A 10,217-nucleotide genomic window follows, 5' to 3' on the forward strand; every position below is an offset into this window, starting at 1 on the left:
TGTCTGGTGGGCTCGGAGAGGTGTGTAGGAGGCCGCCCATGGTGGACGCCGGGGAGCTCGCCGGCCGCGCCGATCCCAGCGACGCCCCGCCGCCAACCGGCCCGCCGGCGAGCTCCCCGGCGTCCACCATGGGCGACCGCTCACGGGCTGAGGTCCAGGAGACGGACCGGCTGACCTGTCCACCGGTCCGGCGCCGTCGTCGCGATCACCGCGCCCTCGGGGCGCTCCGCGGTGGGCTGCGCCGTATGGCGGACGTGCTCCGACGCCCAGCCGGTATCGAAGGCCACCGCGAGCGCGGCCGCCAGGTCCAGCTTCACGATCGTCACCGCCGGCAGTGCGGCGATGTGCTCGGCGGTCCCCGGCCGGACCCGGTCCGCCTCCACCAGCGCACAGACCGGCGCGTACAGGAAATGGCCCGGCACGGTGTGCGCACGCTGGATCAGTCGAGAGGCCCGGAGGCTGCCATAGCCGGCCGAGACCATCGCCGTGTCGTCCAGCACCGCATGCAGCGCGTCGTTCACCGCTCCAACGCCCGCGCCAGCCGGCGGTCCAGCTCTGCGTCGGCCTGCGTGGCCTCCTTCTCCGTCCTCCCCAGCAGGGCAGCTGGGACACGATCATTTATGGTGCCGCCGGTGGCTGCTGATGCCGTCTGCTGGTGAGGGTGGCGGCGAGGGTGTCGATGCGGGCCAGGAGTGTGGCGGGGGGTTGGTCGAGGTCGACGGTGTGGGTGTGGACGCGCAGGCCGCTGTGGCGGAGGACGTGAGTGGTCGGGGTGGCGGTGGCGGTGGCGGCGTGGACGAGGTCGCCGTCGGGCAGGCCGAGAGCGGTGCAGTAGGCGATCATCTGGTACAGGTCCTGGACGGGCAGGCCTTTGGCCGGGGCCTTGTACTTGGCGTCGATGAAGGCCTGGCAGCGGGGGCCGTCCCACCAGGTGATGTCGGGGCGGGCGGGTAGCCGGCCGGCCTGGTCGAGGGGGACGCGCCGCTGGCCGTCGACGGTGCCGCCGTGGCGTTCGAGCGCGGTGCGCAGCGCGGCGGTGAGCCAGGCCTCGAACACCGCGTTCATGTCGAACAGGAACCCGGACGCGGCGACGGTGCCGGTGACGGCCGCCGCGGGCATGTCGATGCCGTGGTGGGTCAGCACGAGCCGGGCCAGGCGCAGTGCCGGCTGGTAGCGGCGGTTCAGGCGGGTGACACCGGTGGCCGGCGGCGGGATGCCGGCGGTCAGCGGGGTGACGTCGGCGAGCCGTCGGCGGATCCGGTGCAGTGCCGCGCGAGCCGGTGCCGGCACCCCGGGCAGGCGTAGCAGCCGGCGGGTGGCGGTGGCGAGGATCCGGTTGTCGTCGATGTCGGCGGTGTAGTCGTCGTGGCGAATCTCCAGCGGGACGGCGGCGGTGAGCCGGGCCCGCAGCTGGTCGGCTTCCCGCAGCCGCCCGCGCAGGACGGGGGAGGTCTCCTCGACGGCCCGGTAGCCGCGTAACACCCCGCCGGCGAGGGCGCGTTCGGTGCGGTGGGCGAAGGCGACGGCCAGGCCCGCCGTCAGGTCGGCGGACGGGTCGAGGTCAAGGTCGATCTCGTCGTCGCGCCAGCCGGCCGGGTCGCGGGCGTACCCGAGCAGCCACAGCAGCCGGGCGACCCCGACCTTGGGACGGACGACCAGCTCGACGTCGCCGGCGTGGACGACACCGACCCGGCTGGAGGCGGTGAGCCGCACCCCGCCGTCGAGGTCCCGGCCGGCGGTGACAGCCCCGGTCGCGGCGAGCGTGCGGGCCGCCGCGAGGTCGAGGCCGGCGACGGCCCGGGACTGGTACTCCGCCAGCTCGACGCGGCCCGGCGGACCCGCCAACGCCACTCAGACCCCGCCGGATGTGGCGCCGCCGCCCGGTATAGCCGTCCCGTCGGATGTGGACGTCCCGTCGGGTGGGGCGACCGCGGCACCCGACGTAGATGGTGACGTTGCTGCGGCCAGGGTGGCGTACAGGGCGTCCAGGCCGTAACGGCCGCGGACGTAGCCGGCGACGTCGGGATGCTCGCCGAGGTGGCGTTCCTCCAGCAGGGGCAGGATCTGGGTGCGCCAGATCCGCTCCAGGCCCTTGCGGTCCCGCACCCGATGGTTCATGAGGTAGGACGGGCCGACCGCCGCGTCCCGGTCGCCGATCATGGCGTTGAGCGCGTCGAGCAGGGCGGCGATCTCGATCGGCAGCGCCTCATGCTCCAGCCAGCGGCGCAGCATGTCGGCCACCGGGACCTCGCCGGGGAACAGGCCCTGCCAGGCGAACCGGCGGCGCATCGCCGCGTCGACCAGGGCGATCGACCGGTCCGCGGTGTTCATCGTGCCGATCAGGAACACGTTCGGCGGCAGGCGGAACGGTTCCCCGGCCGAGTACTGCAGCTCGATGGTCCGGTTGCGGTACTCGAGCAGGAAGTACAGCTCACCGAACACCTTCGCCAGGTTCGCCCGGTTGATCTCGTCGATGACCAGCACATACGCCCCGGACGGGTTCTCCACCGCGGTGCGGACGAGGCGGCGCAGCGGCCCGTCCTCCCGGGCGAACCGGAACGTGCCGTCGGGGGCCAGGCCGGGCCGGAAACCCTCGACGAAGTCCTCGTAGGCGTAGGACGGGTGGAACTGGACCAGCCGGTGCTCGCCGTTGGTCTCCTCGGCGACGAAACGCGCCAGCTCCTGCGCCAGGTACGTCTTCCCGGTGCCGGGTGGCCCGTACAGGACGAGCTGCTTCTTCTCGGTCAGCAGGTCCGCGGTCTCGGCCAGCCAGTCGAGGTCGACCAGCAGCCGGGTGGCCAGCTCCGCCGTCGGCACGGGCAGCTCCTCCAGCGGCGGCTGCACCACGACGACCGTGCTCGGCCGTGGCACCGCACCGCCCGCCGGCAGGCCGCCCGGCCCGTCCGCCGTCTCCTCGGCTTCGCCGCTGAACGGGCCGGCGGACGAACCAACGTCGTCGAGGGCACCGGGACCGTCGGGGGTTCCGGGCCCGGAGGCGACATCCGCCGGGTCGAGGCTGTCGAGGTCGGCCAGGTCGGCCAGGTCGGCGATCTCCCGGGCGACCTCGCCCAGTTCGACGACGCTTGCCTGGCCGGACAGCCGGTCCTGGGCGGCGTCGGACAGGTCGGAGCGGCGCAGCGTGAGTGTCTCCAGCCAGCGCACCGTTCGCCGGCACTGGGAGGTGGCCGTCTCCGCCCCGGGAACCCAGACAGGATCGCCAGTGAGGGCACCGACGTGCACCCGGGACTCGTTGACGGTCACCACCAGATCGCCCGGTGCCATCCGGGTGAGGAACCGATCGAGCAGGGTGACCCGCGCGCCTTCCTGCGCGGGGCTGAGGTCCGGCTCCGCCTCTCGGACGATCCCGGCCAGGGCACTGCGAGGCAGGCCCGGTTCCACCGGCGGATAGTCCCGCAGCGAGATCGCGCAGAACCCCTCCCGCAGCCACTGCGGGACGAGGTTGCGCCCGGCCACGTTCGCCCCGCGCACCAACCAGCCGGGCCGGTACGCGGCGACCGCGGGCGCGGCCGGGGGCATGTCCCGGCCCCACCGGTGCGCCCACGGCGGGCGCAGGAAGTCGATCGGGCCTTCCCGGGCCTCCAGCACCGCCCGGATCGCGGCGAAGTCCCGCTCGTCGTCGCCGGTGAGCGCACCGATCTCGCCCTGGAAGGTGTCCACGATGGCGCGCAGATGGTCGGCGCGCATGCTGTCGAGGAACACCTCGGGGAAGGCCAGCCGCAGCAGCGCCCGGCGCTGCCCGGCCGCGGTCGTGGTCGGCACGGCGTCGAGCAGGCTACGGAAGGCCCACGGATCACGCAGCGCGTCGTGCCGCACGACCGGCGGCTGGTCTTTCACGTGGGCGACGACCTGGGCCAGCCAGGTCACCTGCTGGGCCCGGTAGGTCTTGAACGCCACCCCGACCCGCATGAACCCGCCGTCGAGCGCCGCGTCCAGCGCCGCCGGCACACTGATCGGGCGGCTCGCGGCACTGAGAACGGTGCGCAGCCCGACCCGCTTCGTCGACCCCTTGATGTCGGACGCCGGCAGGTAGTGCAGGAAAAGGATCTCGGCGGCGAGCTGCACCACCTCGTCCAGCGCGCCGCCCAGCTCGACGCGCAGCTTCTCCAGGAACGTGCCGGACGCCCCGACCGGCGGATGCTCCAGCCGGAAGGCCAGGTCCTGCGCGTTCTTCTTCGTCCACACCTCCCGGCCAGGCGTGAACACCGAGTCCTCGAGCACGAACCCGCGCTCGAGGACCGTCTGGGCGGCGGCGTAGACGGCTTCGTGCCCGGTCATGGATGCCCCCCGGCTCCTCGATGCCCCGGCGTCGTCCCACGGCTTCTCGGGCCGACGCCGTCCACAGAAGGGAAAATCTATCCGCACAATCCTGTAGCCCTGTGCACCCGTCCAGACCCGTACGATCACGACCGATCACGACAACGGGCAGCTGGCACCGGGGCGAGGTCCCTGTCGAAGGGAACGCGGGCGGGCGGCCCACGGCAGCTCATCTGACCGACAGGGGGCGACGTGGGGAACAGTGCCACCGCGGCGTCGTCGACAACATCGACGACGCTGCGGAACCAGGTTCGGGGCAGCCTGCTCGGCGGGGCGCTCGGGGCCGCGCTCGGCGCGGGGCTGGCAGGAATGCCATGGGCCCAGATCAAGGCCCGGTTCGGGCCGGCCGGCGTGACCGGACCGACCAACGCGTACGGCGTGACGCTGCCGATGACGACGAACACCCAGCTCGCGCTGTTCACCGCCGAGGGGATGCTGCGGGCCGGCATCCGCTTCCGAAGCAAGGGGATCTGCCATCCGCCCGGGGTCGTCTGGTACGCCTACAAACGGTGGCTGGAAACCCAGCGCCGGGACGTCCCGCCGCCTGCCGTCGGCGTGGGAGGCGGCGGACACGGCTTCGTTCTCACCGGCTGGCTGATCACCCAGCCGGTGTTGTACGCCCGCCGGTTCCCGGGAAAGGACACCATCACCGGCCTGTCCCTGCCGGAACCGCCGACGGGAGAACTGCCGGTCAACCCGACGAGCAAGGGGTGCGGTGCGCTCACCCGCTCGGCCTACAGGGGCGGGGAAGCCTGCGCCGTCGTCGGTTCCAGCGCGGGAAAGTGAACCTCCCACACCTCCAACCGCGAGATAACGCCGTGATCACGTACACGTACCGTGTGGGCGGTGAACGTGACGCCGTCCGGGATCATGTCCCCGTCCGGCATCGATCCGGCCATCACGACCCGGGGCAACTCACCGGCGGCACGCCGGCGCTGCCGCAGCCGCAGGCCCACCGCCCAGGCCACCCGTGACTGCATCAGCGCCGTGAACCGGCGGTGCACCAGCACCAGACCGACCGTGGACAGTTGCGCGACCCCGATACCCGCCCCGACCAGCACAATCTCGTCGACGGGCATCAGGTCACACAGCAGCATGTCCTGACCGCCGCGGTCCGGAGAGGTCGGTCCGGGTAGCAGGCCGACGATCAGACTGTCGTCGGGTTTCAGCACCAGATCTGGCAGGTCAGCGGCGTCGACGTCCCATTCCACGGCCGCCGGAGCATCCGCGGTCCGCGGCCGCGGCTGCGGACCCAGGCCCGTCGCCGTCGCCGCGTCGGATCGGTCCTCATCTCTCATCGCCACCTCCCGAATCCGTCAGATGGTCGAACTCCCCGCCGCGCACACCGGCCAGGAACGCCCGCCACTCGACTGCCGAGAACAGCAGCGCCGGACCATCGGGCCAGCCCGCCTGACGCAGTGCCACTCCCACCCCGGCCAGCGACACGACCTCCACCGCCGCCTCTTCGGCGCCCGACGCGCGGCGCCACGCCAACCGGTCCCGGCCGAACGCCGGAATCTCGAAGTCCAGACCGGCCGCCCAGGTCCGCATCCACGCATCCCGCACCCGAACACCCCTTCCGAGTCAGGTGGTTGGAAGGCGGCAGCCCCGGGTGCGGACAGGACAGGATGTGTGTGGTCCGACGCCACACCCAGGGCCACCAGGGACAGCGCGCCAAGGCCCGCCCCCCGAAGACAGTGCCGCCGCGCCATCCCGCCATCGCTTCCCACAGAAGCCTTCCTAGGAAGCTTGACCAAGCCTGCCCCACCTCCCTAGGAAGGTCAAGAGCTTCCTAGGAAGCCTCTACACTCGCGCCATGAGCAGCAGCAGGCGCGGGGCATCTGATCGGATCTGGGCCGATCTCCGCGAGCAGATCACCTCCGGCCAACTTGCCCCGAAGACCGCGCTCCCCTCCACCGCCGAACTGGCCCGGCACTACGGCGTCGCGACCGAGACCGCCCGTCTCGCCGTGGCCCGCCTCAAGGAAGAAGGCCTGGTCAGCGGCCGAACCGGAGCCGGTGTCTACGTCCGCTCCCGGCCGCCCCTGCGCCGCCTCGGGATCGACCGATACGACAAGGCCAAGTGGCGTGACGCCGACCTGGTCGCGTTCGCCGCCGACCGGGTCGCCTCCGGCCGGATCTGGAAGCCCGGCGACCAGACGCAGACAGTCCGACGCCTTCCCGCACCACCCGACGTCGCCGCGGCACTCGGCATCCCCGCAGACGCCGAGGTGTACGAACGCGCACGCCTGATCCGCGAGAACGACGAGCCCACGCACACGCTCACCAGCTACTACCGACCCGACCACGTCGAGGGCACCCGCCTCACCGACGACACCGCCGGCCCGGCCGGCCCCGGTGGCGGATTCCGCGTCCTGTACGAACAGGGCCTCGAACCCGCCTGGATCAACGAAGACCTCCGGGCACGGATGCCAACCCCCGACGAGGTCACCACCTTGCAGCTACCGCCCGGCGAACCCGTCGTCGAACTGCACCGCACCACCCTCACCGCCGAACACACACCCGTGGAATACGCCGTCGGAGTCCACGCCGCGTCGCGGTTCGCCTGGTCCTACCGGTTCCCGGTGCCCGACAGCACCGACCACCGCCACCGCCCATGACCCCGGCCACGACACTGCCCATGGCGATACGGGGCCCGGTCGAGGTGCTCTGGAACTACCACGACCTGCACCACGACGCCCAGCCCACCGACATCGGCATCGGCCTGGGTAGCCACGACCTCGGCGTCGCGACCTGCACCGCCACCCTCTACCACCGCGGCCTGTTCCCCCGGATCGTGTTCACCGGCGCGAACGCCCCCACCACCCTCGACACCTTCCCCCGCGGCGAAGCGGTCCACTACCGCGAACACGCCCTCACCCTGGGGGTCCCCGACGCGGCCATTCTCATCGAGACCACCGCCCGCAACACCGGCGAGAACATCACCCGGACCCGCGAGCTGCTCACCGCCCACGGCATCACGCCCAGGTCCATCACGCTGATCTCGCGGCCCTACCAGCAGCGCCGCGCCTATGCCACCTGCCGCAAGCTCTGGCCAGACGTCCACGTCCGATGCGCGTCCCTACCGGTCACCCTGGACGACTACATCGCCAGCATCAGAGACACCGACCGCGTCGTGTCCATGCTCGTCGGCGACACCCAACGCATCTGGCTCTACGCCGAACGCGGCCACGCCATCCCCCAGCCCATCCCCGACAATGTCCGCGACGCATACCGCGAACTCACCCAAGCCGGCTACACCAGCCGCCTGATCACCTGACCGCCAGGCTGAAACGAGCAGCACGGCGGGACGTTTCCCGGCCCTCCAGAGGCACCTCGATCCTGGTCGCCACCATCCCGGAACTGATGCCACCGATTCCGGGACGGGACCGTGGCTCCTGGGACAGCATTCCTGCTGACGCGAGCCGTCGGTCACCCAAGATCATCCCATGACCAGCGGCCGGCAGCGCTCCCATCGGGTTCCCGCCCAAACCGGAACCGCTCCCGATGACTCCCGACAGCAAGAAACAGATCGAAGTGCCCTGCGGCAGGTAGACGGTCGGCCAGGGCGCCAGCTGCTCCCCTGCCCCCACCGCGTGCAAGCTGTCCAGCAGCCAGGTCACGCCGTCCGGGCGGTCGAGGGTGACGTGTGTGACGGCGTGGGCGGCGGGTGGCTCTACGTGTTTCCTCTGGCCCCACCCGTGCGATGCCACACCAGGGCAGAGATCCCCGGCCTTCCTCGTAGTTGCCGGCCTCGTCCTCGACAAAGCCGCAGGTCCAGCTGGAGCGCCCGCAGCGAAGCGAGGACGAACGACCTGGACCTGCGCCTGCGGCGAGCGAGTGTCCCCCACCATCGAAGTCGGCCCGTTGAAAGTTCGTGGCAGTGAAGTAGGGCCTTTCTGATCCGGGCGATCGAGCCTCCGGCGGTGTTCGTGGCTGTCGCTCCGTCGAGCCAGACCTCGGCCGTCGCGCCGGGCAGCAGCGCCGAGAGGACGAGCCACGTGCGCGCCGTCGCCATCACCCGCGGCGGGCGAGGATGTTGAGGCGCACGAACATGACGCGCGGCTCGCCGAGCCGGTCGGCGACGGTCTCGGCGATCTCGCGCTGCTCGCCCGCCGGCCGCTCTGCGACGTACGGCGCGAGCACGCCGCCAAGCAGATACGCGACCACCGCCTCACGTTCGTCGAAGTCGACCGGCTCGGGCGCCAGCCACGCCCACACGTCGCGGAAGCCAGCGTCGCGCAGCCAGCCAAGCGTCTCCTCCGTGCCCGCGTAGCGGTTGAAGCGCCGCCAGTCGATCCCGAGCTCGTCGACGATCGCGCGGACCCCGGCGACGCTGCCGTCCCCGCCACACTGCGCGACCAGCGCGCCACCGGGGCGCAGCACGGCGGCCAGACGCCGGTACATCGCGGCGTGGTCGTGGACCCAGTGGAACGCCCCGGTCGAGAGCACCGCGTCGAACGGCCGCCCGTCGTTCACGGCGAGCAGCCCGTCGTCCTCCAGGTCCAGCGGGACGACGCGCACACGATCGCCGTAGCGCGCCAGCCGCTCCTGCGCCCGCTCGCGCATGCTCGGCGAGACGTCGCCGGCGATCACCGTCGCGTCCGGGAAGCGGCCGAGCACCGACTCGGTCACGCGGCCGGACCCGCAGCCGGCGTCGAGGACGACAGCCGGCCCGGCGCAGACCTCGGGCGGCAGCCGCCGCACGACCTCCTCGCCCCAGATCTGCTGCGGCACCGCGACCACGTCATACAACCGGGCGTCCCACGCGCTCACTGCCAGGACCTCTCTCGCCGACAGCCATGGCACCACCGGTCGATCGTCCGGTAGCCGAAGATCTCAACTTCAAGGGAACGCCCGGCCACGAGCTTCCCACCACCCCTGACAGACGCCAGGTCCTCGTCCCGAACGACTCTCCTGATCCTGGAAACGGACACGACCCACCGAATCGGCCTACGGCACTGACCGAGACGATCGACGTCCACACCGAAGATCCGGAGCTAAGGATGTCCGTGCCATCGGATCCGGCCCGACCTCGTCATAGCCCTGGGAGCGGGCCGACCTCGCTGTCAACGGACAGCGAGGACCACACTCGCCATCACGGCCTGGCCCGGCGCCGTCTCGCCTGACCGACCCGCGGCTGATAGGGGCGATGTCCCGGATCCGGATCCGGATCCGGATCAGCGGTCTTTGCGGCCGGGCAGGAACTCGTTGAGGACGGCGGCGGCGAGCTGGGAGCGGCTGTCCAGGCCGTGCGTGCGGGCCAGGCCGTCGATGACGTCCAGCTGGGCCAGGGTCGGACGGACCTGCACCTGCATCCCACCGCCGCCGGGCAGGCGGAGACGGTCGTCGCGGGCGGGGAACAGGGAGCCCCGCGGCTGGGCGGCGGCCCGGGCGGCGGCGACGAGGTCGGGGATCCGGGTGTGGCACTCGTCCAGGGCCTGCAGCAGGATCGAGGTGTTCGTCCGGCCCCGCTGGGCGCGGCGGAACTCCTCCAGCCGTCGCGAGACCGTCGGACTCACCAGGATCGCGGTGACCCGCACCGTCGAGGTCGGTGAGAGCACCCCGGGACGTGGTGCCGGTGCCGCCTCCTGCTCCACACGCGGCTGCCTGGCCACGACATCGGTCAGCCTCGGCGCCGGCGGCGCTGGTGGCGCCACCTCGCGGGACTCGGAATCCGCGTCGGACGCTGGCGCGACGGGTACCAGCGCCGGACGGGGCACGGGCGCATCCGCCACGGCCGGTGCCGCCAGGGCCGGGGCGGGGGCCGGTGCGGGGGGCGGGGCCTCGGGCGCGGGCGGCGCAGGTGTCGGCGGCGCAGGTGTCGGTACCGCGGACGCGGAGGGGGCCGGCCGGGCGGGGGATGTCGCCCCGCCCGGTCCC

10 protein-coding genes are annotated in these 10,217 nt (G+C 72.2%); 3 read left to right on the plus strand and 7 right to left on the minus strand.

The window, feature by feature from the left end; all coding sequences use genetic code 11:
* Positions 1-140: 140 nt before the first annotated feature.
* The 3 genes from AB1460_RS33520 to AB1460_RS33530 all read right to left on the minus strand — a co-directional run bounded on the left by AB1460_RS33520 (position 141) and on the right by AB1460_RS33530 (position 4,296).
* A complete protein-coding gene (locus AB1460_RS33520) occupies positions 141-521 on the minus strand; it encodes a hypothetical protein (protein WP_368966266.1) in 381 nt (126 codons plus the stop codon).
* Positions 522-618: 97 nt separating this feature from the next.
* Positions 619-1,851 (minus strand): McrC family protein, encoded by a 1,233-nt coding sequence (locus AB1460_RS33525; protein ID WP_368966268.1) that lies wholly within the window; start codon positions 1,849-1,851, stop codon positions 619-621.
* Positions 1,852-4,296: an AAA family ATPase gene (locus AB1460_RS33530; RefSeq protein ID WP_368966270.1), complete on the minus strand. Its 2,445-nt coding sequence runs from the start codon at positions 4,294-4,296 to the stop codon at positions 1,852-1,854.
* A 231-nt stretch (positions 4,297-4,527) separates the two neighbouring features.
* Here AB1460_RS33530 and AB1460_RS33535 point away from each other — a divergent pair, with 231 nt between their 5' ends.
* Complete coding sequence (locus AB1460_RS33535) at positions 4,528-5,121, plus strand: ADP-ribosylglycohydrolase family protein (protein WP_368966273.1); 594 nt, start codon at positions 4,528-4,530, stop codon at positions 5,119-5,121.
* On the opposite strand, the gene AB1460_RS33540 is transcribed toward AB1460_RS33535, so the two are convergent.
* Together AB1460_RS33540 and AB1460_RS33545 are read right to left on the minus strand one after the other, a co-directional pair.
* Positions 5,070-5,633: a hypothetical protein gene (locus tag AB1460_RS33540; protein ID WP_368966275.1), complete on the minus strand. Its 564-nt coding sequence runs from the start codon at positions 5,631-5,633 to the stop codon at positions 5,070-5,072. The two genes, AB1460_RS33535 and AB1460_RS33540, sit on opposite strands and share 52 nt — an antisense overlap.
* Complete coding sequence (locus AB1460_RS33545) at positions 5,623-5,886, minus strand: DUF397 domain-containing protein (RefSeq protein WP_368966277.1); 264 nt, start codon at positions 5,884-5,886, stop codon at positions 5,623-5,625. Before AB1460_RS33545 ends, AB1460_RS33540 begins: the two co-directional genes overlap by 11 nt.
* 265 nt (positions 5,887-6,151) lie before the next feature.
* On the opposite strand from AB1460_RS33545, the gene AB1460_RS33550 reads away from it, so the two are divergent.
* Positions 6,152-6,955, plus strand: coding sequence for a GntR family transcriptional regulator (locus tag AB1460_RS33550; RefSeq protein ID WP_368966279.1), 804 nt, complete (start codon positions 6,152-6,154; stop codon positions 6,953-6,955).
* Positions 6,952-7,614: a YdcF family protein gene (locus AB1460_RS33555; protein ID WP_368966281.1), complete on the plus strand. Its 663-nt coding sequence runs from the start codon at positions 6,952-6,954 to the stop codon at positions 7,612-7,614. Before AB1460_RS33550 ends, AB1460_RS33555 begins: the two co-directional genes overlap by 4 nt.
* Positions 7,615-8,351: 737 nt before the next feature.
* Here AB1460_RS33555 and AB1460_RS33560 read toward each other — a convergent pair.
* Together AB1460_RS33560 and AB1460_RS33565 are read right to left on the minus strand one after the other, a co-directional pair.
* The gene (locus AB1460_RS33560; RefSeq protein WP_368966283.1) at positions 8,352-9,110 is read right to left on the minus strand and encodes a class I SAM-dependent methyltransferase; all 759 of its coding nucleotides are present in this window, start codon (positions 9,108-9,110) and stop codon (positions 8,352-8,354) included.
* A 404-nt stretch (positions 9,111-9,514) separates the two neighbouring features.
* The coding region (locus AB1460_RS33565; protein WP_368966284.1) for a hypothetical protein at positions 9,515-10,217 on the minus strand (703 nt) is incomplete at its 5' end.

It is taken from the genome of Parafrankia sp. FMc2 (assembly GCF_041008525.1).
In the GTDB taxonomy this organism is placed as follows: Bacteria; Actinomycetota; Actinomycetes; order Frankiales; family Frankiaceae; genus Parafrankia.